General features: G+C 43.7%; 25 protein-coding genes and 1 other annotated feature. Of the genes, 19 read left to right on the top strand and 6 right to left on the bottom strand.

The genetic code is table 11. The annotated features are described in order from the left end of the window. Window positions 1-256 precede the first annotated feature (256 nt). The gene (locus tag DYE48_RS14705; RefSeq protein ID WP_089653524.1) at window positions 257-766 is read right to left on the bottom strand and encodes a ribonuclease H-like YkuK family protein; all 510 of its coding nucleotides are present in this window, start codon (window positions 764-766) and stop codon (window positions 257-259) included. 865 nt (window positions 767-1,631) lie between these two features. Here DYE48_RS14705 and DYE48_RS14700 point away from each other — a divergent pair. Continuing rightward, a complete protein-coding gene (locus DYE48_RS14700; RefSeq protein ID WP_115824276.1) occupies window positions 1,632-2,153 on the top strand; it encodes an AAA family ATPase in 522 nt (173 codons plus the stop codon). A gap of 43 nt (window positions 2,154-2,196) precedes the next feature. On the opposite strand, the gene DYE48_RS14695 is transcribed toward DYE48_RS14700, so the two are convergent. Then, window positions 2,197-2,427, bottom strand: coding sequence for a hypothetical protein (locus DYE48_RS14695; RefSeq protein ID WP_089653353.1), 231 nt, complete (start codon window positions 2,425-2,427; stop codon window positions 2,197-2,199). Window positions 2,428-2,499: 72 nt separating this feature from the next. Beyond that, window positions 2,500-4,182 (bottom strand): arginine--tRNA ligase, encoded by a 1,683-nt coding sequence (gene argS / locus DYE48_RS14690; RefSeq protein WP_115824275.1) that lies wholly within the window; start codon window positions 4,180-4,182, stop codon window positions 2,500-2,502. A gap of 38 nt (window positions 4,183-4,220) precedes the next feature. Further along, window positions 4,221-4,434, bottom strand: a binding site (T-box leader). A gap of 104 nt (window positions 4,435-4,538) precedes the next feature. Here argS and DYE48_RS14685 point away from each other — a divergent pair. The 5 genes from DYE48_RS14685 (at window position 4,539) to DYE48_RS14665 (ending at window position 9,148) form a co-directional block, all read left to right on the top strand. Further along, window positions 4,539-5,153 carry a DUF421 domain-containing protein gene (locus DYE48_RS14685; protein WP_115824274.1) on the top strand — a complete coding sequence of 205 codons (615 nt, stop codon included), beginning with the start codon at window positions 4,539-4,541 and terminating at the stop codon, window positions 5,151-5,153. A gap of 57 nt (window positions 5,154-5,210) precedes the next feature. Further along, on the top strand, window positions 5,211-5,540 hold the full coding sequence (locus DYE48_RS14680; RefSeq protein ID WP_089653343.1) for a thioredoxin family protein: 330 nt from the start codon (window positions 5,211-5,213) through the stop codon (window positions 5,538-5,540). A gap of 315 nt (window positions 5,541-5,855) precedes the next feature. Beyond that, a complete protein-coding gene (gene proC, locus DYE48_RS14675; protein WP_089653340.1) occupies window positions 5,856-6,698 on the top strand; it encodes a pyrroline-5-carboxylate reductase in 843 nt (280 codons plus the stop codon). Window positions 6,699-6,737: 39 nt separating this feature from the next. Further along, the gene (proB, locus tag DYE48_RS14670) at window positions 6,738-7,868 is read left to right on the top strand and encodes a glutamate 5-kinase (protein ID WP_089653338.1); all 1,131 of its coding nucleotides are present in this window, start codon (window positions 6,738-6,740) and stop codon (window positions 7,866-7,868) included. Between the two features lie 20 nt (window positions 7,869-7,888). Next, window positions 7,889-9,148, top strand: a complete 1,260-nt coding sequence (locus DYE48_RS14665) for a glutamate-5-semialdehyde dehydrogenase (RefSeq protein ID WP_115824273.1) — start codon at window positions 7,889-7,891, stop codon at window positions 9,146-9,148. 171 nt (window positions 9,149-9,319) lie between these two features. On the opposite strand, the gene DYE48_RS14660 is transcribed toward DYE48_RS14665, so the two are convergent. Beyond that, entirely contained in the window at window positions 9,320-10,273 is a 954-nt protein-coding gene (locus tag DYE48_RS14660) for a nuclease-related domain-containing protein (RefSeq protein WP_115824272.1), read from the bottom strand. Window positions 10,274-10,344: 71 nt separating this feature from the next. On the opposite strand from DYE48_RS14660, the gene DYE48_RS14655 reads away from it, so the two are divergent. Further along, window positions 10,345-11,124, top strand: a complete 780-nt coding sequence (locus DYE48_RS14655) for a nucleotidyltransferase domain-containing protein (protein ID WP_115824271.1) — start codon at window positions 10,345-10,347, stop codon at window positions 11,122-11,124. 14 nt (window positions 11,125-11,138) lie between these two features. Here DYE48_RS14655 and DYE48_RS14650 read toward each other — a convergent pair whose 3' ends face one another. Beyond that, window positions 11,139-11,975: an STAS domain-containing protein gene (locus DYE48_RS14650; RefSeq protein WP_115824270.1), complete on the bottom strand. Its 837-nt coding sequence runs from the start codon at window positions 11,973-11,975 to the stop codon at window positions 11,139-11,141. Window positions 11,976-12,126: 151 nt separating this feature from the next. Between DYE48_RS14650 and DYE48_RS14645 the strand changes: the two genes are divergently transcribed. Next, window positions 12,127-12,588 carry a DinB family protein gene (locus DYE48_RS14645; protein ID WP_089653327.1) on the top strand — a complete coding sequence of 154 codons (462 nt, stop codon included), beginning with the start codon at window positions 12,127-12,129 and terminating at the stop codon, window positions 12,586-12,588. Between the two features lie 4 nt (window positions 12,589-12,592). Continuing rightward, window positions 12,593-13,075: a hypothetical protein gene (locus DYE48_RS14640; protein ID WP_115824269.1), complete on the top strand. Its 483-nt coding sequence runs from the start codon at window positions 12,593-12,595 to the stop codon at window positions 13,073-13,075. Window positions 13,076-13,112: 37 nt separating this feature from the next. Here DYE48_RS14640 and DYE48_RS14635 read toward each other — a convergent pair whose 3' ends face one another. Then, window positions 13,113-13,673, bottom strand: coding sequence for a CotY/CotZ family spore coat protein (locus tag DYE48_RS14635; RefSeq protein ID WP_115824268.1), 561 nt, complete (start codon window positions 13,671-13,673; stop codon window positions 13,113-13,115). Between the two features lie 955 nt (window positions 13,674-14,628). Between DYE48_RS14635 and DYE48_RS14630 the strand changes: the two genes are divergently transcribed. From DYE48_RS14630 to DYE48_RS14585, 10 genes are read left to right on the top strand one after another with little or no spacing between them, the layout of a single operon-like run. Then, window positions 14,629-15,840: an acyl-CoA dehydrogenase gene (locus DYE48_RS14630; protein WP_115824267.1), complete on the top strand. Its 1,212-nt coding sequence runs from the start codon at window positions 14,629-14,631 to the stop codon at window positions 15,838-15,840. Between the two features lie 4 nt (window positions 15,841-15,844). Next, window positions 15,845-16,624 (top strand): SDR family oxidoreductase, encoded by a 780-nt coding sequence (locus DYE48_RS14625; protein ID WP_115824266.1) that lies wholly within the window; start codon window positions 15,845-15,847, stop codon window positions 16,622-16,624. A gap of 28 nt (window positions 16,625-16,652) precedes the next feature. Continuing rightward, a complete protein-coding gene (locus tag DYE48_RS14620) occupies window positions 16,653-17,231 on the top strand; it encodes a TetR/AcrR family transcriptional regulator (RefSeq protein ID WP_115824265.1) in 579 nt (192 codons plus the stop codon). Continuing rightward, a complete protein-coding gene (locus tag DYE48_RS14615; protein ID WP_115824264.1) occupies window positions 17,221-18,093 on the top strand; it encodes a 3-hydroxyacyl-CoA dehydrogenase family protein in 873 nt (290 codons plus the stop codon). Before DYE48_RS14620 ends, DYE48_RS14615 begins: the two co-directional genes overlap by 11 nt. A 12-nt stretch (window positions 18,094-18,105) precedes the next feature. Then, entirely contained in the window at window positions 18,106-18,504 is a 399-nt protein-coding gene (locus DYE48_RS14610) for an acyl-CoA thioesterase (RefSeq protein ID WP_115824263.1), read from the top strand. Window positions 18,505-18,516: 12 nt separating this feature from the next. Continuing rightward, on the top strand, window positions 18,517-19,578 hold the full coding sequence (locus tag DYE48_RS14605; protein ID WP_115824262.1) for a phosphotransferase family protein: 1,062 nt from the start codon (window positions 18,517-18,519) through the stop codon (window positions 19,576-19,578). A 1-nt stretch (window position 19,579) separates the two neighbouring features. After that, a complete protein-coding gene (locus DYE48_RS14600) occupies window positions 19,580-20,323 on the top strand; it encodes a 2-phosphosulfolactate phosphatase (RefSeq protein WP_115824261.1) in 744 nt (247 codons plus the stop codon). Continuing rightward, window positions 20,304-22,064: an acyl-CoA dehydrogenase family protein gene (locus DYE48_RS14595; protein WP_115824260.1), complete on the top strand. Its 1,761-nt coding sequence runs from the start codon at window positions 20,304-20,306 to the stop codon at window positions 22,062-22,064. Before DYE48_RS14600 ends, DYE48_RS14595 begins: the two co-directional genes overlap by 20 nt. A gap of 17 nt (window positions 22,065-22,081) precedes the next feature. Continuing rightward, a complete protein-coding gene (locus tag DYE48_RS14590) occupies window positions 22,082-22,867 on the top strand; it encodes an enoyl-CoA hydratase/isomerase family protein (protein ID WP_115824259.1) in 786 nt (261 codons plus the stop codon). Window positions 22,868-22,878: 11 nt separating this feature from the next. Next, a complete protein-coding gene (locus DYE48_RS14585) occupies window positions 22,879-23,853 on the top strand; it encodes a quinone oxidoreductase family protein (RefSeq protein ID WP_115824258.1) in 975 nt (324 codons plus the stop codon). Window positions 23,854-23,883: the final 30 nt, after the last annotated feature.

The raw sequence follows: 23,883 nt of genomic DNA, 5'->3' as shown, positions 1-23,883 counted from the left end.
ATTCATAAAAAAGAAATAGGCAGCAAGGATAAATATCAAGATACAAAACTGCAGGCAAATCCCAAGGATGCTACATACCTTCCCTCCTAAGGCGAAACGGTATCCCGGTTCTTCGGTGGAAAGTTTACCAAGAGCTTTATTTGCAAAAAGTATCCCTACCCATCCAAGAATGATACCGATAAAAGGAAGAAAGATGGACATGATTCCAAACACACAAGAGGTAACGGCTTTTTGATACAACCATGATCACCTTCCATTACTTTGTATATCGATTGGCGTAACTGCTTGCGACTATGGAATCCGGTTTGATCTTCGCTTCCATTCCGAGCGACTCGATTCTTGCCATCATTTCGTTTACATAGACTCTTGTCCTGTTTCGGTCTCCACTCCCGATATCAATGTGACCTTCGATTGTAAACGTTGCTCCTTTATAAATATAAGGGAGGACGACTTCGATGAGATCATTCTTCTTCTCTTCCGTAAATAAGGCAGCCACTTGCTCCGTTAAGGACGTTTCATAGGAAATACGTTCATGCAATGTCGTCATTTCTCTGTGTACCACTTCTTTGCGGAAACAGGCCCAGGCTCCTTTTCCAACTCGTTGGATGACAATACCGGTAATGAACAGGGTGTGGGAGGGGTGAACTTGGGAATCGGTCCCCATCATGAGCTTGTAATCCCCGATGGGCTCACTTTTCATGAACGTTAGAATATGAGAAAACACTTCTTCAAACTTCATTTTTTTATGCGTGAGGTTTTGAAACATATGGGATTGGTTCACATTAGCCAACTCCTTAAATTTTTCAAAAGAAAGAGATTGTACGTCAATGAGCTAGTGACCATTCTGTTATTAAGATATTCATAGACCTACTCGAAAGATAACATGAATTTATCGAGAGTATGTGTCAGTGTTGAAAAATTTATGTGCATTTTCACTGAGAAAAAGTTTTCTTCTCCCGTGTGACAAAGGAATCACCACTGTAAATCGAGAAAGAGTATTACACAAAAGTTCAGGAACTAAGTGTTCAATTAAAGCTCCCTATTCTTGAAGACTCAGTTTCGAGACTTTTGTTAAGTGGATGGGGCTGAGGGAATAGCTCGCTTTCCGCGGGAGCGCTAGGAGCACATACCGCGCATCCTTAAAGAAAGCCTTGCCTAGTTGAAATAATGAATGACCATTCCTGGCCATGGATACGGGGTCAGGGAAACGACGATTTGGGGTGTTTGGAAATAGTCAGTAGAAAAACACACACGTTCGTGTCTCCATTCGTTTTTCATGCGGACGTTTCCCAGACCCTGTTCCCGCGCCTTATTCTTGCAGGATCTATGGTTAAAACGACTCTATAACGGCTTTAATGAAAAGGGCCTTTTTACAGAGCTCGGCAGGTTCCTGTTAGAGGGATTTCGAGAACCTCATATGGCAAAGGAGCGGAGGGAAACGGTGAGACTCCTGTGGGAAGTGCGTGGTAGATGAGACCCCGCAGAGCGTTAGCTTGAGGAGGCTCATCACTCGCCCACGGAAAGCGAACCTTTTCCCTCCGCCCTAAACTCCCACAAAAGTCTCGAAATTAAGTCTTCAACAATCCTGCCATATACTTGAATAGAAAAAATGAGGGAAAGGAGGGGAGGAGATGGTGGTTGAGGAGATCATTCGAAGAATTCCTTTATTAAATGAAGGAGAAAGATTCGTATTAGGAATCGATGGTTTGAGTCGTTCAGGAAAAACGACGCTTACGGAGAAAATAAAAAAGGAACTACAGAAAAAGTCTATTCCAGTCGTAACGTATCATATCGATGATTATGTTGTGGAAAGAGAGAAGAGATACCATACAGGATATGAACCATGGTACGAATATTACTTTCTGCAATGGGATGTCAAAGCGTTAAAGAAAGACTTATTCGAAACACTAGAGAAAGAGAGTACATTAGTTATTATGGAAGGTGTGTTTTTACAAAGGAAGGAATGGCGAAGTTTTTTTGATTTTATGGTCTATGTACAGTGTTCGAGAGAATTAAGATTCTCAAGAGAAAGTGAGGAAACGAGAAAGAAAATCGACAAATTCAAAGAACGGTACTGGAAAGCGGAAGATTACTACATAGCAACGGTCGAGCCTGAAAGACAAGCTGATTTTATTGTGAAGTCTTCCTTGTGAAAACAAAAAAGGAGAAAAGGCGCACCTCTTCTCCTTAAACGTGTTAAAAAATGAAAATCCACATAAGAATGACTGTAATGACAAATGTGATGGCGTAGATGGTCGTCAGTAACGGAATGCTCCCTGTGTCACTTCCTGCGTTTTTCAACTGCTTGGCGTCATCTTCTGGTGAAGATGTGTTTTCGGGTTTGTTTACATTTTTAGCTATAACGATCGTGCCTATCAATGCGGCTACCGAGGCAATGATCGCAAGTCCATAATAAATCGGGTACATAGGATGCGCTCCTCTCCCTTTTGTTACTTTTATTATAATAGAAGAAAGGTGGAAGTGCTAAAGTTCACTATGTTACATATTTTCAGGTGCCTGGATGCCGAGGATGGACAAACCATCTTTTAATTGATAGTTAACGGCATAAATCAATGATAGAAGCGCTTGTTCTTCCTCACTTCCCACCACTTTTGTATGGGCGTAAAATTTATTGAAGTGACGTGCGACATCCAGGAGGTGTCTGGCAAGCTTGGATGGATCATATTCTTGATATGCCTTCTCAATCACTTCTGGGAAAAGACGTATGGTTTTAATCAGTGGCCACGCGGCTTCTGCTTGGACGTCTGTGACAGGATGTTTGTGATCAAAGTTCCCTTTTTCTAATAAAGAGATGGTACGCGCATAGGTGTATTGGAGGTATGGAGCCGTATGGCCTTCAAAGGTAAGCATATCCTCCAAGGAGAATTCCACATCATTGCGACGATCGTGTTTAAGGTCGTGAAAGATGACGGCACCTACTCCTACTTGTTCCGCGACCTTTTGAGCATTCTTCAAATCAGGATTCTTTTCTTTTATATTTTTGGCTGCCTGTGAAATAGCCTCCTGGAGCGCTTGTTCAAGTAAAACGGTCTTCCCCTGGCGAGTAGACATTTTCTTGCCATCTTGAAGCATCATTCCAAAGGAGATATGTTTTAATTGATCCGCCCAGGAAAACTCTGCTTTTTTCAATACATGCTTGATCTGCTGAAAATGAAGGGTTTGCTCATGACCAACGACATAGAGTGCTTCATCAAAATCATATGTCTGCTTGCGATCAATCGCAGCTGTTAAATCTCTCGTTGCATAAATGGTCGTGCCATTACTTTTTCGAATCAGGCAAGGAGGTAACTCTTCCTCATCGAGGCGGACGACTTGTGCGCCATCCGATTTTTCCAACAATTCTTTTTCCTGCAACATGTCGATGGTCCCATCCATCTTGTCATTGTAGTAGGCTTCGCCACGGACCAAATCGAATGTGATGCCTAAGAGTTTATAAATCTTTTCAAACTCTTCCAGAGATACGGCTTTGAACCATTTCCACAAGGTAACAGCCTCTTCATCGTTATTCTCCAATTTCTTGAACCATTCTCTTCCTTCTTCAATCAAAGATGGATCCTCTTTCGAAGCGTGGTGAAATTTTACATACACGCGGGTCAATTCTTTAATCGGATTCTGTTTGAGACTTTCTTCCTCGCCCCATTTAAGATAAGCGGCAAGTAGTTTCCCGAACTGTGTCCCATAGTCTCCGATATAATTGATCTTCACCGTTTCATATCCACATTTTTGTGCAAGGTTAGCGAGAGCATTTCCAATGACTGTAGACCTTAAGTGCCCCATGGAAAAAGGTTTGGCAATATTCGGAGCTGACATATCAAGAACGACGGTTTTTCCTTTTCCGAATTCGTGAGCTCCATAGGCTTCTGGATCTTGGTAAAATTGTTTCAATGTGTGTTCAGCGACAAACTTCTGATCAAGAAAGATATTGATATAGCCGCCTACTGTTTGCACTTCTTTAAATATCGGATGTTTTAAATGACTGGAAATCTCTTCAGCGATCAGATGCGGGCTTTTTTTCAATGTCTTTGCCAGCGGAAAACAAGGAAAAGCCAGGTCGCCGTGGTTTGGCTGCTTAGGAGTTTCAATCTGTTGCTTCACCCAATCTCGTTGATAATTCTCCCCAAGGATATGAGCAATTTGCAGGGCAAGTATTTGTTTTTCCATAAACGACACCTCCATAAAATAAAAAACCTCGTCTCTAAAAAAGAGACGAGGTTTGTGCTCGCGGTACCACTCTTATAGCTATCGTATAGCCACTCGATGTTGTTAACGGGGACGTCCCCGGCTTTTCCCTACTCCATGATTCAGGAAAGCTTCTCAAAAGTCCGTTTCACTACAGAAATCCTGCTCAGGCTTCCACCACCCCTGAGTCGCTGTTCTGTTTCTGGTAGCTACTCTCTTTTTCCTAGAATTTCTATATTTGAAAAAATTATAGCGGAAAGCATTCCCATTTGCAATCCCTTCCTTGCGAATATCTTGGTTTATTTAGGTGAACATACGATATAGAGGTGATTGATGATATGGATTGGATTTGGAAAGCTGTACTCATTATTATTGTAGGAACAATCATTCTACGTATTGCTGGCCGGAAGTCTATTTCTCAGATGACGTTATCACAGACGGTTATCATGATTGCGATCGGTTCCTTATTGATCCAACCTGTCGCGGGGAAAAGTATATGGGTGACGTTCGGCGTGGGGGGAGTACTTGTTCTTACACTGATGGTTATGGAATTCAGCCAGGTAAAATTCGATTTTATGGAACGTTTCCTCACAGGCAGGTCTGTTTCCATTATTGAAAACGGACAGCTGAACGAGAAGAATATTAAGAAGTTACGTTTTACCGTCGACCAACTGGAAATGAAGTTAAGGCAGAGCAACATCACATCCATTGCTGACCTTAAGTCGGCGACCCTGGAACCAAACGGGCAGGTCGGGTATGAATTGAAAGAACATAAAAGGCCAGCTACAAAGCAGGATATTGATGATTTGTACCAACAAATCCTTTCGTTAAAACAGATGTTAAATCCCGATCAGGCTACACAGATCCCAACTGCAAAACCGCCTGCTGAGGATTTATTTAAAGAAGTAGAAACAAAGCAGCACCAGCAGGTTCATCCTGATCGCTTGAATTAAGTTTCCATACAGGCATTTCGATCTATTCCTTGATATAATGGAGCAGAGGTGAGAAAAGTGGAATCCATAAACACCATTGAAGAACTCAATACGTTTGTTCAAGAAAAATCGCTTTCGATCGTCTATGTTTCGAGGCCGGGATGTTCGGTCTGCCATGGTTTGCTTCCGCAAGTGGAAAACTTGTTGAAGGAATATCCTGACATTGAGTCCAGGCATGTTAACGCTGATGAAGTTCCACAAGTTGCGGGAGAGTTTTCTGTCATGACGGTGCCTGCCGTTTTGATCTACTCCGAAGGGAAAGAACTATTCCGCAAAGCACGCTTTGTTCCAATCGGGGAGCTGAACCAGCAACTGGCTAAACTGAATCATTTCATTAATGAAGAATGACCATCTGTTGAGTTCCTCAACAGGTGTTTTTTTTATGTTTGCATACAAAAAAATATAGTCTGATAATTCCCTCAATTTTGCTTTCTCCGGCTTTTCTTGAAAATTCAATGTCCAAATATATGTCTGAGACGAGATTATTTGCGATGAGAAGCGATGAAATGGAAATACCTCGCAGTGAAACCGTTTACACTAACTAATTGGCGTATATAGACCCGACTTACCAAAAACCCCTTGAATAAGTTTTGCCCAGTGTTATGATGAAAAACGTCTTAAATAAAGCGAACAAAAAATGCGAACGGGAGAGATTAACCCAATATGATTAAACAAACGATTGCTTTTCTAGGTGCAGGCTCAATGGCTGAAGCGATGATTTCAGGCATGGTGGAATCCGGTAATATTCCAGCTGAGAACATCATCGTGACCAATAGAAGTAATCAAGAACGTTTAAACACAATCAATTATAAATACGGCGTACGTACGGTATTGAAAGATGAATTGAACTTTGCAGAAGTCGACCAGTTCATTTTGGCGATGAAGCCGAAAGATATTGATGCTGTACTTGCCGATTTGAAAGATAAATTGACAGCAAACCAAGTACTTGTTTCTGTACTTGCGGGAATCTCAACATCTTATATGGAAGAACGACTGAATGAAGGCCAGCAAGTCATCCGCGTAATGCCGAATACGTCCAGCATGCTTCGCGAATCAGCGACAGCCATTACGCCAGGACGTTTTACGGATATGGACAATGTACTTGTTGCAAAAGAATTACTGAAATCCATTGGCGAAGTTTTCGTCATTGAAGAAGATAAAATGGACGTTTTTACAGGAATAGCGGGAAGCGGACCAGCTTACTTCTATTACTTGATGGAACACATTGAAGAAACAGGCCGTGCAGAAGGCATGGATCGTGAAACTCTTCGTGAAATCGGAGCTCAAACATTGCTTGGAGCAGCAAAAATGATGCTGGAACGCGATGAAAGCCCGACTGAACTACGTGAAAATGTAACATCACCGAACGGTACGACAGCAGCAGGGCTTAACGCTCTTGATCAGGCTGGTGGAGGTTATGCCATTTCTGAAGCGATTAAAGGAGCAGCCGGTCGTTCGAAAGAGTTAAGCAAAGAACTTGAAGGACTACTTGTAGGCAGTAAGTAAACGAATCCAATCGACGCGAAAATGTTAAACAGGAGTGATATGTTGAGTCAAGATAAAAAAAGGGTAGTAATTAAAATAGGGAGCAGTTCCCTCACCAGCATGCACGGAGAAGTCAGCCGCCGTAAATTAGAAAAATTAGTAGATGAAGTCGTCCAACTTAAAGACGACGGCCACGAAGTTTTACTCGTATCCTCAGGAGCCGTAGCTGCAGGTTATCGTAAACTCGGTTGCCTCGAACGCCCGAGCTCTTTACCTGAAAAGCAGGCAGCCGCATCCATTGGCCAAGGATTGTTGATGGAATCTTATTCCGATCTTTTCCTATCCCACGGTTATATGGGTTCTCAGATTCTCATTACACGTAGCGACTTTTCTGATGAAGACCGCTATAACAATGCACGTAATACGATTAATGTCCTACTCGAACGCGGCATTATTCCAATCGTCAATGAAAATGACACCATTACAATCGATCGCTTGAAATTCGGAGATAACGACACCCTTTCTGCTAAAGTCGCAGGTCTTGTCGATGCCGATCAATTGGTCATTCTATCCGACATTGATGGACTTTACGATGCAGACCCTAGAAAAAATGAAGACGCGAAACTACTTGATAAAGTCCACGAAATTACCCCGGAAATTGAAGCCGCAGCTGGTGATCCAGGTAGTGCAGTCGGAACAGGCGGCATGAAATCCAAAATTGACGCATTTAAGATTTCCATGGCATCCGGTATCTCTTCCTTTTTAGGAAAAGCCAACACACCGAACATCGTTTATGATGCTGTTTACGGAAATGCAACAGGAACGTATTTCGAAACAACGACAGATGCTGAAAACCTTGACCAGAAGAAGCAGTGGATTGCGTTCAACTCTGGACCGGAAGGCGAAGTCATTATCGACCACCGCGCGAAAGAATCAATCGTTGATATGAAGAAGAGTCTTCTACCGATGAACGTTCACCATGTAAAGGGACGTTTTGAAAAAGGTGCCGTTGTCCGCATTCACGACCTGGACGGAGACGAAATTGGATTAGGCGTTGTTAATTATTCTTCAGATGAAATGGAAGAAATGATCAGCCTGACTGAACCTGAACTTGAATCATATGAACAAGCAGCCATTGAACGTAAAGATTTTGTCTGCCACTTAGATGTTGCCCTGCCCGTAGGTGTTTAAAATAATCAAGGAGGTCTTTGATGACACTAACAACAAATGTGAACGTTGAAGCACAAGCAATTGAAGCGAAGAAAGCTTCGAAAAAATTGATGATTCTTTCTGAAGAAGAGAAGAACCAGGCGCTTAATCATTTAGCCGATGTACTTGAACGTGAATACGAGACGATTCTAGCGGCCAACGAGAAAGATTTGGCGAATGGTCGTGAAAAAGGCTTCACCGATGCATTTATGGACCGTCTCTCCCTTTCTAAAGAGCGTGTAGCTGAGTTTGCCCAAGGGTTACGCGATGTTTCCAAACTAGAAGATCCAACAGGTCAAGTGGTGACGGATTGGACGCTTGAAAATGGTCTACAAGTTGAAAAAGTAACCGTACCTTTAGGTGTTATCGGTATGATTTACGAAGCTCGTCCGAACGTGACCGTTGATGCGACTGGTCTAGCTTTGAAATCCGGTAATGCGATTGTTTTAAAAGGTGGATCTTCTGCAATCAACTCGAACCAGGCGATTGTTGAAGTGATGCACGGTGGTCTAGAAGAAACGAAGATCCCGAAAGAAGCGGTACAATTCATCGCATCCACAGACCGCGCAGCAACAAATGAACTTTTCAAAATGAAAGAACACATCGACGTACTCATTCCACGTGGCGGCGGCAAGTTAATTCAGGCCGTTGTTGAGAACGCAACAGTACCTGTACTTGAAACAGGTGTTGGAAACTGCCACATCTATGTCGATAAGCATGCAGACGTTGAAAAAGCGATCAACATTCTCGTGAACGCGAAAACAGACCGCCCGGCGGTATGTAACGCTGCCGAAACACTCGTTGTCCATAAAGAGTGGTTGAGTGAGCATAAAGATGCGCTCATCGCTGCATTGAAAGAAAACAACATTGCTGTGCACGGCGATGAGTATATCCTGGATATCATCCCAGGCTCTGTACTTGCCGGTGAAGAAGACTGGGCGAACGAATACTTGAGCACAGATATCGCAGTGAAAGCTGTAGACGATCTAACCGATGCGATTGCACACATCGAAACGTACGGCACAAAACACTCAGAAGCGATTGTGACAGAAGATGCAGAATCAGCAGAGACATTCTTTGCACTTGTGGATGCTGCTGCTCTTTATCACAATGCATCCACACGTTTTACGGACGGTGGTGCGCTAGGCTTCGGAGCTGAAATCGGTATTTCCACACAAAAATTGCATGCCCGTGGCCCAATGGGACTTCCTGCACTAACGACAGTGAAGTTCTTAATGAAGGGTACCGGCCAAATTCGATAAGATTTTTAGCGGAAGGGAAACTCTTAGGAGTTTCCCTTCTTTTTTTGTGCTGAGTAGGGGAGAAAAATGCCCTAACGGAGGTGGAAAGTTACTTAACGGTCACGCAAAGTGCCCTAACGAAATCTAAAGTAACCTAACTAGTAAGGAAAGTGACTTAACCACTGTTGAAAGTTACCTAATTAAATCTACCGTGTATTTTCTTCCTTTTGAATGACGATTGTTGTGAGTGCAACATTGGTTTAGGAGAGTGCGTGCAACCTTAACGGAACAGACCCCAGCAGATGCACGGAATTCTGCATTTGTAATAGTGTCACCGATCAGTAATTGATGATCTCTCAACAAATGTAAATGGGCATCCTTTGATTTCGATCCACACCGTCCGCAAAGCCAGTGATCACGGCGGCGAATCATACCAAGTAAGCGGCACGAGGGACAAGGGGCTCCCCAAATGAGCTCATCTTTAGAGATCCCATATTGTTTCATGACATCCGAATCGTAGGGGGTATATTCTGATTCAATCTGTGCTGAGAATTCGTTCAAGTAATCGTCAGACCACACATCCTCTCCTTTGAAACCTTCCAAGAATGCTGTCAGATGAGTAGGGAGCTGTTTCACTAGAAGGACTCTTTTTCTTTTGTTACGATCTTCTCCTTGAAATGTAAGGGAGGCATTTGAGTTAGCGATGACAATGAACGAGTAGATGGGGATGGAGGGAAAGCCAGACTTCTGGATCCAGCGCTGCAACTGGAATTTCTGTAATTCTACTTGTACAAAGGGATCCTGAAATATCTCGCTTTTTCCTTCTGTCGTTCTAATGAGTTTCCGGTGATCAAGGTCAAATTGGAGTTCTCCTTTGTAGTTCTTTACCTCTAGAATGACCAAGCATTTCTGTGAAAGGAGGAGAGCATCGATTTGAAAAGGTTGGATACTATCGTGAAGCCTGATGTCCTGTATGCTTTTTTCTGGCAAGTATTTCATGTAATGATCCGCTGTTGATTCGCCAAAATGCCCAGCAGACAAGCGCCCTAGATGGTTTGCTATTTCTTCTCGGAAGGGATGGTGGATGGAAATTCTATTAAGGAGAGATTCGAGCTTTGCAATTTCCAGTGATTTTTGTCGAGACATATTCAGACTCCTTTTACAAAAAATTCATTCTATTATATGATGGTGTAATCTTTATTTTTAGGAGGGGTTGGATGAGACAGAGAGAAGCAGTTGAAGCGATAACGGAAAGTTTGAAAAAGGATGATCTTGTGAAGGCTGTTTTTTTAAAGGGTTCGATGGGGCGAGGGGAGGAAGACGAGCACTCGGATGTAGATTTGTATGTGCTAGTCGATGAGGCAGATAAGGAAGCTTTTTTGAAAAATAGACAAATGCATCTCGAAAGCTACCAACGAATCATTTTTTATGATGATATTTTTATTATCGCTCCTCAAATCATTGCTGTATATGAAAACTTGCTGCATGTCGACCTTTTTACGGTAACGGATGAAACAATCATACATAAAGATTTTTTCCATGTTGTTTATGATCCAGAAAAACACATGGAAAAGCATGAAGTACATCAGAATCTCTATTTGGATAAAAAGGATTTTTTGTATGCGGTCGATGATATTGCTTTCTTTTTCCTTCAATATAAGAAAGCAGCTGACCGTGGAAATGATCTTTGGGCTGTAAAGGTAGCCAATGATATAGGCGTGAATGTGGCGAAGGTCCTTTTGCAAAAATACGCTCCGGATCGAGCACAGCTTGGTTTGAAGGCTGTTCCGCATGCTCTTTCCTCCTCTCGCGTTCAGGAGATGGAGAACGTGTATCGATGGATTTCTTTGGACCATCATGAAAAGGCTGTGGTTCAAATGGCTGCTATGATGGAAAAACATTTGGAGTGGCTTGAAGATTGTTGGGGGAATGAAACGTACACCATTCCTTTTTTGAAGAGAATGATTGAAGAAATGAAAAATCGCCCCCCCTCATGAGGGGGGGCGATTGATTAAAATGATTGGCCGGCCATCGCTTGGGAAAGTGTGGCGGTGGTGGTGACATTTCTGAAGTCGACGCCGAGCTGCACGGCTGTCTGAGCAATTTCAGGGCGAATACCGACTACGGTAGATGAAACACCAATTAATTGTAAACTATCAATCAATTGAAAAATTTGTTGAGCCACCATCGTGTCGACGAGATAAACACCTGATAGATCGATATAAAGGACATCAATGTTTTCTTCCGTACAATTTTTTAGTGTGTTTTCCAAAATCGCTGTAGCGCGCTCGGTATCAATATTACCGACTAGTGGAAGTAAGGCACGCTCATTGGATAACTGAATGAGCGGAGAACTTAATTCGTTAATAACCGTACGCTGATGATCAATCTTTTTATTCAACTGATTGGATTTTTCTTCTGTCACCTTGTACATGATCTCATCAAAGACTTCAATTAACAAACGCTTCCATTCATTTTCCAACTCCCTGGAGATGGAGGCTTCATGTTGGAGGATGAACTCTTCCAAGAAATCCAGATATTGTTCACGAACGCGCATAAATTCCCTGATGATTTCGTGTGTTGGAGTTTCCAGGTGATGGGGGTCTCGACCGATTCCAATAATCCATCCAGTAATATTTTTAAAGAATTGATCGCGATCCAGAATGAAAAGTTGGGGCATATATTTGTGAAATTCATAATTCTGAGCTTTTAAATGATTGATGATCTCTTTGTCCTGGGCAGCATATACCCCTGACACATCATGTTGGTTTAACGTATTGTACCAATCTTCTGTTAAAACCTCTGCTTTCTGCAAAAGAAAGTCATGTAAAGCTTGGTTCGTTTCCATTCGCAAGCTCCTCTCTGTTCTATGAGCCTCTATTTGAGTGGGTTGAGAGGATCATCAGTTATTTCCATTATAAATGGTATAACTATTCTTTTCCAATAGGATGGACTTAAGGCTCTTAAAAAAGGGAATATCCAAACGAGGAGGTGGTGAAATGGCTTTAAGAGAAGTTTTATTGGAGCAGTTGAAATCCGTTCATGATGAAAACAGCTGGTTCGTTTGCTTCAACTATGCCGTAAGAGAATTGGAAGAACCACAAGCGGTAGAAAAAGTGCAAGGTCAACCCCATTCCATTGCGGAAATCGTCCATCATCTTTATTTTTACAATGAACGGTATTTAAGCCGATTCCGTGGTGAGGAAGTGGCAGAGCGCCCGCGTCACTATGATACGTTTCAAAATCACGGACAAATGGAGTGGCATTCAAGAGTGGCTGACTTCCAAGTGGTCATGACGATGTTCAGACAAGAAATTCAATCATGCAGTCAAGAAAAGCTGGAAATGTGGGCAGAGACTCTGTCGAATTTATTCATGCATAACGCTTACCATATCGGTCAGATCGTAACCATTCGAAAACGAAACGGATGGTGGGGTGTAAATCCAGTGGTGAAAGGTTAATTTTATGAAGAAATATAGTGTAATCATCGTACTATTAGTGGGCATTGCGAGTGTAAGTCTCTTTATTGGTAATGGAAACAATAAACAAGAAGCTTTGAAGAAAGACACCATTGGAGAGATCACTTTAGAAATAAAAGGACAATCTCTTCCTTTAAGGGGAAAAGTGGTTTGCATACACGAGGAAGATTGCTCTGTTTCTGAAGAACAACGTTCCATTTCTCAATTGGAGAAAGAATTGAAAATAAAAGAGTGCGAGTTGAAACGAGATTCAGAAATTACGTTAAGTTTTTCTACAAGAGATCCAGATATGATCTTCTACGATGAAATAGATAAAAACTCTGTTACAACCAAATCTGTAGAGGGGAAGAGTTTCGAAGTCTACGGATTGGATGGCTCTGAAAAGGTTTACCGCATTGGGGTCCAGTGGGAGGACGCCAATGGAGAAATCACGCGCGCTTATTATCCGATTCGTGTATCCATTATGTAAAAACGTGCAGGAATAAGATTCCATGCACGTTTTTTAATTAATCTTCGAATTGAGACATAGCGTCGTCCATTTCCTGACGTGTTGCCATCAATGGAGTCGTTGGCTCTAGACATGTGATGCTGCAGAAGCAGTCAAGGTCTACAGTAATGCAGACTCCTGTCGCACGCAAATTACGAATGGAACTTCCAGGGAAGTAATCACATACCTGCTTTCCACCACCGGATGGACCAGGCTGTGAACCGCCCATGGTTACAGGGATCAACAGCTCAAGCTTGACGCATTTTCCATCGTTCGTGAATTTTTTCGCTCTGAAGATTGGAGAGTTCAAGCAATCAAGAAATGTGTTATCAGACATTCCTAGTTGCTTACGAATAACACCACTTCCGATGAAGGGCTTGCAGTCTTTGCAGTACAAAATGAATGGGACGGTTGTGTTACGTGGTGTTTCGGCAGCAGGTGAAAGCAAATCACGGATGGAACGCTCACAGCTGACATCACAACACCCATTATCCATCAATCCAGCTACTTCATCTTGCGCTTTAATGATTTCTTTAATGACGTCACGTACGCAGCTGCTATCTCTTCCTTTACAACTCATAAAAACATCTCCTCCTTTGTTTTTTCTCTACATTCTATGGCTTTTCGTAGAGAGTGCTTGTATAGGTGCCTATTATTCTAAGAATCTTCATAGTTTGTAAAAATGGTAGGTGAACGCCAAGGCAACGAGAGGATAGAGGCATATCTTATAGTACTGAGAGTTCATGAAAGCTCGAGGTTCATGGTTTGCCACGCCATGGAAAATTTCCCTACGGTCTGATGCCAGCGTACACTGGCATCTTTTTTTATTTCTCTTTATTACACATAATGGCAGGATTGTGAAAGACTTGAATTCGAGGTAATCGGGGTTCGTTGCTGAGTTGAGCGTCAGGGGTGGCTGGGAAGCAACTCGCTTTCCTGTGGGGGAGTGGCGAGCTTCCTCGGGCTAACGCCCTGCGGGATCTCGCCTATCTCCTTTCTCCCACGGGAGTCTCGCAGCTTCCCAGCCACCCCATTCCATAAATGTGAGAAACGAGCCCCTTTACTGTGGGAATGTACCTCCCACTACCCTGGTATTATAGGCATAAAGCGCTCTATACCAAGATTTCTACATGCAGAATATCGTCATTGGGAATTTAATCCACTCCGCTTATCAAGTGCATAAAAGCGGCTTATTATGGATGTGGTTTCGAGATACTCATATAGCAAAGGGGCGGAGGGGGATGGCGAGACTCCTGCGGGAAAAAAGTGCATGGTGAGACCCCACAGGACGCAGTCCGAGGAGGCTCACCGCGCTCCCGCGGAAAGCGAGTTATCCCCCGCAGCCCCAACGCACCGCACAAACATCTCGAAACTGAGTCTTGAAGAATAGGGAGCTTTAGTTGAATTAATAATTAATACGATCTATTAAGAGATATGAATAATCATTCACTTTTTGTTGAATTTTCAGAATAGTAGGTATAAAATGAATACATACTAACCGTTTGGTATGTTTTTGTGAAGAAGGGGGAAAAAGGGTGAACTTTGATTATTCCGATAAGGTGAAAGGCTACCTGGAAAAACTGCAGCGGTTTATGGATGAACATGTTTATCCAAATGAGTCGGTGTATGAGGATCAATTAAATGCACAAAAGGATCGTTTTTCGGAAGTGCCTCCTATAATGGAAGAGCTGAAATTGAAAGCGAAGGAAGAAGGACTTTGGAATTTATTTTTACCTGATGATACATATGGAGCGGGTCTGTCGAATCTTGAATATGCTCCGCTCTGTGAGATGATGGGGCGCTCGCTCATTGGTCCCGAAGTTTTCAATTGCAATGCACCAGATACAGGTAATATGGAGGTGCTTGCCCGCTATGGAAGTGAAGCTCAAAAGGAAGAATGGTTGGAACCTCTTCTAAAGGGGGAGATCAGATCGTGTTTTTCTATGACCGAGCCGGACGTAGCTTCTTCTGATGCTACGAATATAAAGTCTAGTATTAGGAGAGATGGAGACGATTACGTCATTAATGGTCGGAAATGGTGGTCTTCGGGTGCAGGAGATCCAAGATGTAAAATAGCCATTTTTATGGGCAAAACGGATCCGGAAGCCAATCGTCATGAGCAACAGTCGATGATTCTTGTCCCTTTGGATACAGAGGGCGTTAACGTTAAACGCATGTTACCTGTATTTGGGTACGACCATGCTCCTCATGGTCATGCGGAAATTGATTTCGATAATGTCCGTGTACCGAAGGAAAACATGATTTGGGGAGAGGGAAAAGGATTTGCCATCGCTCAGGGCCGTCTTGGACCTGGAAGGATTCATCATTGCATGCGGTTAATCGGAGCAGCAGAGCGAGCGCTTGAGGATTTATGTAAGCGTGTTCAAAAAAGAGAAGCCTTTCATCGTCCTTTAGCTGAGCAAGGAGTCGTGAGGGAATGGATCGCCGATTCCCGGATTGAGCTTGAACAGGCACGCCTGCTCACTTTGAAAGCCGCTTATATGATGGACACGGTCGGAAATAAAGAAGCGAAAACCGAAATAGCCATGATTAAGGTCGTCGCCCCGAATATGGCATTGAAAGTGATCGACCGGGCTATTCAGGCTCATGGGGGTGCAGGAGTCAGTGATGATTTCACCTTAGCTGCTCAATGGGCGAACTCCCGAACATTGAGGTTGGCAGACGGCCCGGATGAGGTCCATCGTAGACAAATCGCTAAACTTGAATTATCCAAATATGGGGAGTGAGATCATGCATGTCAAAGATCTTTTTGATTTGAAAGGGAAAACCGCACTCGTTACAGGAGGCGGCCGTGGCCTTGGTGAGCAAATTGCGGAAGGTCTTGCGGAAGCAGGAGCGAATATTATTGTTTGTTCTCGTAAAAAAGAGGCGTGTGAACAAACAGCGCTCAGGCTGGAAAGTGAATGTGGTGTTGAGTCGCTTGCGCTTGGGTGTGATGTTACGAACCCTGAAGATATTGACCGTGTTGTGGATGAAGCGACAGCCAAATTCGTGACGATTGATATTCTTGTTAACAACAGTGGGGCCACTTGGGGCGCGCCAACACTTGAAATGCCACTAGAAGCTTTTCAAAAGGTAATGAACGTCAATGTGACCGGGACATTCCTAATGTCTCAGAAGGTTGGCGAGCTTATGGTCAAGCAGAATTCAGGAAAGATTATCAACATCGCTTCTGTTGCTGGTCTTGGCGGGGCGGACCCGAGGTTTATGGAGACGGTCGGTTACAATGCCAGTAAAGGCGCGGTCATCACTTTTACTAAGGATCTTGCAGTGAAATGGGGAATGCATAACATCCAGGTGAACGCATTGGCTCCCGGATTTTTCCCGACGAAAATGTCGAAAGGGGTCCTTGAGCATGGTGGAGAGTTCATACTTGATCGAACCCCGCTCGGTCGCTTTGGCTCCGAGGAGGACCTAAAAGGAGCGGCTCTATTTTTGGCATGCCGGGCATCGGATTATGTAACCGGAGACGTTCTCGTTGTCGACGGTGGCATGCATGCATCCTGTTAATCGATTTTGCTGAGTTAGGACGGTAGACATGAAAGAAAAAATGATGGACACAATCATAGAGTTATTTGGTAAAAAGGGGTTCCAGGGCACTTCAATCCAGGACATCGTCGAAGCGAATGGAGTGACGAAAGGGACATTTTATTACTATTTCAAAAACAAAGAAGATGTGCTCGTTCACATTCATCAATCTTTTATTGATCACCTTCTGGAAGGACAAGAGAAGATTATCACGAATGTGGATCTTTCTCATAGTGATCAGTTGTATCAAATCGTAGAGTTGTTGATCGATAATATTCGCACGAACGGTCATAGTGCACTTGTTTTTTTTCAAGAAATGAGACACCTGAGTGAAGAGAAAACAGCCATCATCCTGCCGAAGCGCCAACAATTTCAAGAGAATATCCAGAAAGTGTTGGAAGAAGGGATGAAGGCCGGAGAGTTCAAGAAAGACTTGCGTGCAGACATGTTGTCCTACGCGGTCCTCGGGATGGCGAACTGGAGCTATTTTTGGTACGAACCTGATGGAGAAGTGGACGAAAAGTCGTTGACAGATTTGTATATGCGATTGATTTTTAAAGGAATTGAGGAGGAGACCAATGATCATTAAAAATTTAGCGGTTGTCGGAGCGGGCAGCATGGGGCATCAGATTGCCATGCTTGGCGCAATAGCTGGATATGAAACGAAGCTGCAGGACATCAGCCGGGAATCACTGGAAAAGGCAGAGGCGAAACTGGCAGGAATAATGGATAAATGGGTAAAAAAAGAAAAAATTTCAAAGGCCGATCGTGAAGAAGCTTTTACCCGCCTTCATTTTACAACAGAGTTGGATGAAGCCGTCGGAGGTGCAGATCTTGTCATTGAAGCTGTCGTTGAAAAGCTGGAAGTAAAACGACAAGTGTTCGCAAAATTGGATAAGTACGCTCCTTCCCATACGATTTTTGCGACCAATTCCTCGACCATCGTCAGTTCGTTGATTGCCGATGCCACGTCGAGGCCTGAGAAAGTGTGCAACATGCACTTCTTCTTCCCGCCACTCGTCATGGACTGTGTGGAAGTTGTCAAAGGGGAACATACCTCAGAAGAGACGGCTACTGTGGCCATGAAGGTATGCGAAGAGATGAATCGCACAGCGGTCCTTTTACAAAAAGAAATCTCGGGATTTATCGCCAACCGTATTTTATTTGCAATCCAAAAAGAAGCGATGAGCTTGTATGAAGGTGGATACGCCGATTATGAAGATATCGATAAAATAGTGAAAAAAGCGCTGAACCATCCAATCGGACCGTTTGAACTGATGGATTTGTCTGGGATAGATGTCGGGTATTACGTCATGCAGCAACAGTATCAGGAAACAGGTGATCCTAAAGACCGCCCATCTAAAACGTTGGAAGAGAAAATGAAAGCTGGGGAACTTGGGCGTAAAACAGGGAAGGGTTTTTACACGTATGAAAACCCCGTGAAAAGTTGAGGAGGAAGACGAATGCATGAAATAGAAGTGAACGTCAGATTTTGTGAAACCGATTTATTGGGGCATGTAAACAACAACAATTTTTTTGTCTATATGGAGGATGCACGTATTCAGTTTTTTAATGATTTAGCGCTTGTAGGTAATGATTGGAACTTCATCCTTGCTTCGACGAAGTGCGATTTCATCAAGCAGGTGTATTTTAATCAGACGCTGATCATTCGCAGCCATGTCATGAAAATTGGACGCTCCAGCTTTCATCTGGAACAGGACATGTTTGAAAAAGAATCAGGGGAGCTTGTGGCCAAAGGCTTGTCGGTCATTGTTCAATTCGATTTTGAACAACAGCAAAGTGTTGCATTGACATCTGAGATGAAAGAATCCTTGTCATCCTATCAAATGGTAGCAAAATAAGGGAGGTTCTTCATGGTTTATACAGAAGATACAAGGCCTGTCCGTCATGGGGAGGAGCTCGATGTAAACAAGCTTGAGCGTTTTTTGAGACAAAAGTTAGAAATTCCTTCGGGTGACATGCAAATCAGACAGTTCGGGGCGGGCCATTCCAACTTGACTTATGAACTGTCGGTCGGTGAAGAGTGGAAAGTGGTCTTACGTCGTCCTCCCATGGGGCCGGTTGCTCCAAAGGCACATGACATGGAACGTGAATTCAAGGTTCTTCAATCCTTATATCCGGTCTATCCTTTGGCCCCGCAACCCTACCTCTATGAATCTGGCAATCTGATTGGCCGACCTTTTTTTCTCATGGAACGTAGAGAAGGTCTCGTTTTTGACAATAGCTTTCCGGAAGGTGTGGACGCGACAGAGGAACTAGGAAGGCAACTTTCTGAAACTATGGTCGACCGGCTGGCAGAACTTCATTCCTTGGATTACCGCAATACTTCTTTGAAAGATATGGTGAAGCCTGATGGTTTTATGGAAAGGCAAGTGCACGGATGGATGAAAAGGTATGAAAAAGCGAGAACTGATGATGTGGTTTCCGGGGAGCGTTTGAAAAAGTGGTTGGCCGATCATATTCCCACATCCAAAGATGCATCCATCATTCATTATGATTACAAGCTGAATAATGCCATGTTCAGTAAGGATGATCCTTCAAAGATGGTAGGTTTGTTTGATTGGGAAATGACGACCGTCGGTGACCCTCTGGCCGATGTTGGTGCTGCCATGAGCTATTGGATCCAACAAGATGACCCGGAACTTCTGAAAACGGGACTAGGGAAGCCTCCGCTCACTGTTCGGGGAGGGTTCTATACAAGGGATGAATTCATTCACCGTTACGCTGAAAAGAGTGGTCGTGACGTGGAAGACATCGACTTCTATGTGACCTTCGCTTATTTCAAATTGGCAGGAATCGTCCAGCAAATCTATTATCGCTACAAAAATGGACAAACCGAAGATCCAAGGTTTGCAGGCATGCACGTTTTCGTCAATCATTTGATCCGTCATGCGGAAGAAACAGCAGGTCTCTAGTATGGGAGAAGTTCAAGTCATCTTCAAGAAAGAAGACATTCAGTCGGAAGAGCTGAAGGGGAAAGTTGTCGTCGTCTTTGATGTCTTATTTGCCACATCGACCATTACAGCAGCGATCGCAGATGGTGCGGCCAGTGTCATTCCTGTATTCAGCGTGGAAGAAGCTCGGAAAAAAGCAGAACAATTCAAAGATCCCTTCGTCATGGCTGGAGAAGATAAAGGGAGAAGGATTGATGGTTTCGAACCACCACTAAGAACTTATTTGAAGTCGATCATCCAGAATAAACACCTGATTTTAACGACAACAAATGGAACGGTCGCCTTACATCAATCAAGACTAGCATCTTCTCTATATGCCTCTTCACTCCTGAACAATCCAGCGATGGCGGTTCATTTGGCAGAGCATCATATAGAAGAAGATGTCGTGCTCGTCTGTGCAGGGTCAAGCGGGAAATTTACGGTCGAAGACTTCTATGGTGTCGGCAGTTTAGTCTATCACATGCAAAAGAAGGGCAAGTGGAGGCTTTCCGATGCAGCTGTTACAGCTCTCGGTTTTTATGAGGGAAGTGGTACTGCAAAGGAATTATTAAGAACCTGCAGGATTGGAAAATTACTCGTAAATGCCGGGCTTGATCCTCAAGAGATTGATTTTGTTGCTGAGGAAGGTTTATTTGAATCTATACTAACGTATGACCGTGAAAGCGGACAAATCAAGGAGGGTAAAAATGCAACCAGTTCAGCATAACGTTCGAGGTGGGGAGTTTTTGATTTCGGAGGTTTCAGAGGAATCAGTGTTTACACCGGAAGACCGGACTGATGAGCATAAAATGATGGCTGCCACGGCTCGACAATTTATTACCCGGGAAATTCACCCGAATAGAGATCGAATAGAAAACGGAGATTACAATTTTGTAGCGGAAAAAATGCGTCATGCTGGAGATTTAGGACTGCTCGGTCATAGTATTCCTGAAAACTACGGAGGACTGGGTTTAGATAAGATTAGTAAAGGGATCGTCGGTGAAGCATTGGGGAATGCGAGTGGCTATAGTGTTGCGCATTCGAACCACACGTGTATTGCTACGTTACCGATCACCTATTTTGGTACAAAGGAGCAAAAAGAAAGATATTTGCCTAAACTCGCATCAGGAGAGTACATAGGTGCTTATTGCCTTACAGAACCGGAAGCAGGGTCAGACGCCCTATCCGCAAAAACGACTGCTGTGCTTAATGAAGCAGGTACTCATTATTTATTGAACGGGACTAAGATTTATATCACGAATGCAGCTTTTTCCGATACGTTTATCGTCTATGCGAAAGTAGACGGGGAGCACTTTTCCGCTTTTATTGTCGAAAAGGATTTCCCTGGGCTTTCAATCGGACCAGAAGAACAGAAAATGGGAATTAAAGGTTCTTCTACTTGTTCTGTAGTGATGGAAGATTGTGAGGTACCGGTTGAAAACTTACTTGGGGATGTCGGTAAAGGACATCTGATCGCTCTTAACGTTCTGAATTTAGGTCGTTTCAATTTAGGGTTTGCCACAATGGGAGCAGCGAAATACAGTTTTCAGTTAGCCATTACCCATGTGAAAGAACGGAAACAGTTTAAAAGAAGCATCGCAGAATTTCCGGCAACGAAGGAAAAACTCGCCACGATGGCCGCGCAAATCTATGGTACAGAATCTCTGCTTTATCGAACAGCAGGCCATATAGAAGCTTCTCTTCATGGCCACTACGATTCAGAGGATCGACAGGCCACGGCTAAAGCGATGAATGAGCATAAGCTCGAAGCTGCAATTTGTAAGGTCACCGGATCAGAAACTCTGGACGAAGTGGTAGATGAGGCCTTGCAGCTGCATGGAGGAGCGGGATTCATCAAGGAATATCCGATTGAACAAGCTTATCGAGATTCAAGAATCAACCGGATCTTTGAAGGAACCAATGAAATTAACCGTCTATTGATTCCGGGTGCCTTTTTCCAAAAAGCAGCGAAAGAAGAATTTGATGCTGCATCACTTATGGAAAAAGCAGAATATTCACTGAAAAATGGTGGATATAAACGATCTGATCAATGTCTGGAAGTTCTCGCGCTTATGAAGGATTTGTATCTTGTTTGTGCAGGAGCAGCTTATCGCATGTATGGAAAAGCCATACAGGAAGAACAAGAAGTATTAATGAAGCTTGCTGATCTTGCTATTGAAATTTATCGTGTCGAGTCCGCGGTCTTAAGGACGAGAAAAGCGGAACATGCGAAAGACCCAAGCCTTCCATTGAAAGAAATGATGACCTATACGTTAATTGAACACTCAGCATTGAACGTACAGCGTTCAATCACGCAGCTCTTGTCCGCGCTGTTACAAGGGGAGGAACGTGTTCAAACGTTACGTCATATCCCCGTGCTATTGAGTGAATATCAATGGGGAGGGTCGATGGAAAGGAACCGTCAGCTTGCCGATCGAATGATTGCAGCAGGTCAGTATGTATCATAAAAAAGGAGATGACAAGAATGAAATTAGGTAATGATCACTTAACTGTCGACATAAAAGGTCCGGTATTATCGTGTGTGCTGAACAGACCGGACGCTTTGAATGCTTTTTCGGATCAAATGATCATCGGGCTGCAGGAAGCCCTCGGTGAAGCTGAACGTAATGATGATGTGAAAGTTGTGGTCCTTTCAGGCGCTGGTCGATCTTTTTCAGCTGGCGGAGATGTGAAATCCATGGGTTCTGCTGATGCTCAACAATTGTATGATCATGTTGGGGAACTGAATCGGTTGATATTAAAGATCAAAGATTTAGCTAAGCCAGTAGTTGCCGTGGTGCATGGATACGCAGCGGGGGCCGGATTCAACCTCGCCCTTGCCTGTGATCAGATTCTGGCAGGGGAAGAAAGCAAATTTGTGCTTAGCTTTGCACAAGTCGGACTTGTTGCTGACGGTGGCGGCCATTACTTTTTATCAAGATTGCTGGGCCCTTACCGGACGAAAGAATTGCTGTTCCGCGCAGAACCAATTCCTGTCGAAACAGCAGCCGAATGGGGACTTGTCAATCGTGTCATTCCACTGGCTGATTTAGAAGATGAGGCGATGAACTATGCCCTTGCTCTTTCCAAAGGTCCGGGCCGAGCCATGGGGATGATGAAAAAGATTGTGGACCAGGCCGACCGTTCAGACTTAGCTGCCATTCTTGAACAAGAAAGAATGACACAGGCTATGATGATTTCAACGGAGGACCATAAAGAAGGCGTGCAGGCATTCAAGGAAAAGAGAAAACCTAACTTCGTTGGGAAATGAGGAGGAAAACAATGAAAGCAATCCAGTTCAAAGAATATGGAGGACCTTCCGTATTGGAAAAGGTTGATGTCGAGCGTCCAGAACTTGACGAAGGGGAAGTTCTTCTCAAGGTTCAAGCCATAGGAGTGAACTATGCGGACACAGCAAGGCGTGAAGGGGCGTATGTAGTACCTACACCACTTCCTTTTATCCCTGGAGCAGAAGTAGCCGGGATCGTGGAAGAAGTTGGTGAAGGGGTGAGCCGTGTCTCTAAGGGAGACCGTGTAGTGACTCTCATTGGCTCAGGAGGTTATGCAGAATATGTTAAGGCGAAAGAGAGTACCTTGATTCCCATTCCAAACGAAGTTACAGATGAAACGGCTGTTGCTTTACCGTTACAAGGGTTAACCGCTTATCATATACTCACAACAATGGGGAGGCTGGAAAAAGGGGAAACCGTCCTTGTCCATGCAGCGGCTGGGGGAGTTGGTTCTCTCGCCGTCCAACTAGCCAAACTTTTCGGCGCGGGAAATGTGATTGCGACAGCAAGCTCGGAAGAAAAGTTGGAGCTGGCCCGTGATTTAGGGGCTGATCATGCGATCAATTACACAAGTCCAAATTGGCGTGAAGAAGTAATGGAGGCGACAGGGGGAAAAGGCGTCGATGTGGCACTTGAAATGGCTGGAGGCGATATTTTTCACGAGACCGTCAAATGCATGAGAGCATTCGGAAGAGTCGTTGTTTATGGGGTAGCCAGTGGAGAGCCAGCTCAAATGTATCCCTCTGGGTTAATGAATCGTAATCTATCGGTGATCGGATTCTTTTTACCGCAGATTATGAAGAAACCCGTCCTTTTTGAGAAAAGCTTGAATCATTTACTAAAAATGATTAAGTCGGGAGAATTGCAGTTGACCGTTGGCGGGGTGTTTGATTTAGAGGAAGCGGCTCATGTACATGAGGTCATGCAAGCTAGAAAAACAAAAGGAAAGCTGGTCTTGAAGCCATAATATATAAAAAGTACGGCAGACTTGTTCTGT

It is taken from the genome of Halobacillus trueperi, from assembly GCF_003386945.1.
Lineage (GTDB): Bacteria > Bacillota > Bacilli > Bacillales > Halobacillaceae > Halobacillus > Halobacillus aidingensis.
Note: the sequence above shows the minus strand (reverse complement) of the source record. Positions and strands in the feature narration are given on the sequence as shown.

Excerpts from the sequence above, each read along its gene's own strand:
- DYE48_RS14705 (WP_089653524.1), bottom strand. The coding sequence starts at position 766 with ATGTTTCAAAACCTCACGCATAAAAAAATGAAGTTTGAAGAAGTGTTT.
- DYE48_RS14595 (WP_115824260.1), top strand. The coding sequence starts at position 20,304 with ATGCAACCAGTTCAGCATAACGTTCGAGGTGGGGAGTTTTTGATTTCG.
- DYE48_RS14645 (WP_089653327.1), top strand. The coding sequence starts at position 12,127 with ATGGCTTTAAGAGAAGTTTTATTGGAGCAGTTGAAATCCGTTCATGAT.
- proB (WP_089653338.1), top strand. The coding sequence starts at position 6,738 with ATGTTGAGTCAAGATAAAAAAAGGGTAGTAATTAAAATAGGGAGCAGT.
- DYE48_RS14665 (WP_115824273.1), top strand. The coding sequence starts at position 7,889 with ATGACACTAACAACAAATGTGAACGTTGAAGCACAAGCAATTGAAGCG.
- DYE48_RS14605 (WP_115824262.1), top strand. The coding sequence starts at position 18,517 with ATGGTTTATACAGAAGATACAAGGCCTGTCCGTCATGGGGAGGAGCTC.
- DYE48_RS14585 (WP_115824258.1), top strand. The coding sequence starts at position 22,879 with ATGAAAGCAATCCAGTTCAAAGAATATGGAGGACCTTCCGTATTGGAA.
- DYE48_RS14655 (WP_115824271.1), top strand. The coding sequence starts at position 10,345 with ATGAGACAGAGAGAAGCAGTTGAAGCGATAACGGAAAGTTTGAAAAAG.
- DYE48_RS14635 (WP_115824268.1), bottom strand. The coding sequence starts at position 13,673 with ATGAGTTGTAAAGGAAGAGATAGCAGCTGCGTACGTGACGTCATTAAA.
- DYE48_RS14590 (WP_115824259.1), top strand. The coding sequence starts at position 22,082 with ATGAAATTAGGTAATGATCACTTAACTGTCGACATAAAAGGTCCGGTA.
- proC (WP_089653340.1), top strand. The coding sequence starts at position 5,856 with ATGATTAAACAAACGATTGCTTTTCTAGGTGCAGGCTCAATGGCTGAA.
- DYE48_RS14695 (WP_089653353.1), bottom strand. The coding sequence starts at position 2,427 with ATGTACCCGATTTATTATGGACTTGCGATCATTGCCTCGGTAGCCGCA.
- DYE48_RS14640 (WP_115824269.1), top strand. The coding sequence starts at position 12,593 with ATGAAGAAATATAGTGTAATCATCGTACTATTAGTGGGCATTGCGAGT.
- DYE48_RS14700 (WP_115824276.1), top strand. The coding sequence starts at position 1,632 with ATGGTGGTTGAGGAGATCATTCGAAGAATTCCTTTATTAAATGAAGGA.
- DYE48_RS14615 (WP_115824264.1), top strand. The coding sequence starts at position 17,221 with ATGATCATTAAAAATTTAGCGGTTGTCGGAGCGGGCAGCATGGGGCAT.
- DYE48_RS14600 (WP_115824261.1), top strand. The coding sequence starts at position 19,580 with ATGGGAGAAGTTCAAGTCATCTTCAAGAAAGAAGACATTCAGTCGGAA.
- DYE48_RS14685 (WP_115824274.1), top strand. The coding sequence starts at position 4,539 with ATGGATTGGATTTGGAAAGCTGTACTCATTATTATTGTAGGAACAATC.
- DYE48_RS14660 (WP_115824272.1), bottom strand. The coding sequence starts at position 10,273 with ATGTCTCGACAAAAATCACTGGAAATTGCAAAGCTCGAATCTCTCCTT.
- argS (WP_115824275.1), bottom strand. The coding sequence starts at position 4,182 with ATGGAAAAACAAATACTTGCCCTGCAAATTGCTCATATCCTTGGGGAG.
- DYE48_RS14610 (WP_115824263.1), top strand. The coding sequence starts at position 18,106 with ATGCATGAAATAGAAGTGAACGTCAGATTTTGTGAAACCGATTTATTG.
- DYE48_RS14625 (WP_115824266.1), top strand. The coding sequence starts at position 15,845 with ATGCATGTCAAAGATCTTTTTGATTTGAAAGGGAAAACCGCACTCGTT.
- DYE48_RS14620 (WP_115824265.1), top strand. The coding sequence starts at position 16,653 with ATGAAAGAAAAAATGATGGACACAATCATAGAGTTATTTGGTAAAAAG.
- DYE48_RS14650 (WP_115824270.1), bottom strand. The coding sequence starts at position 11,975 with ATGGAAACGAACCAAGCTTTACATGACTTTCTTTTGCAGAAAGCAGAG.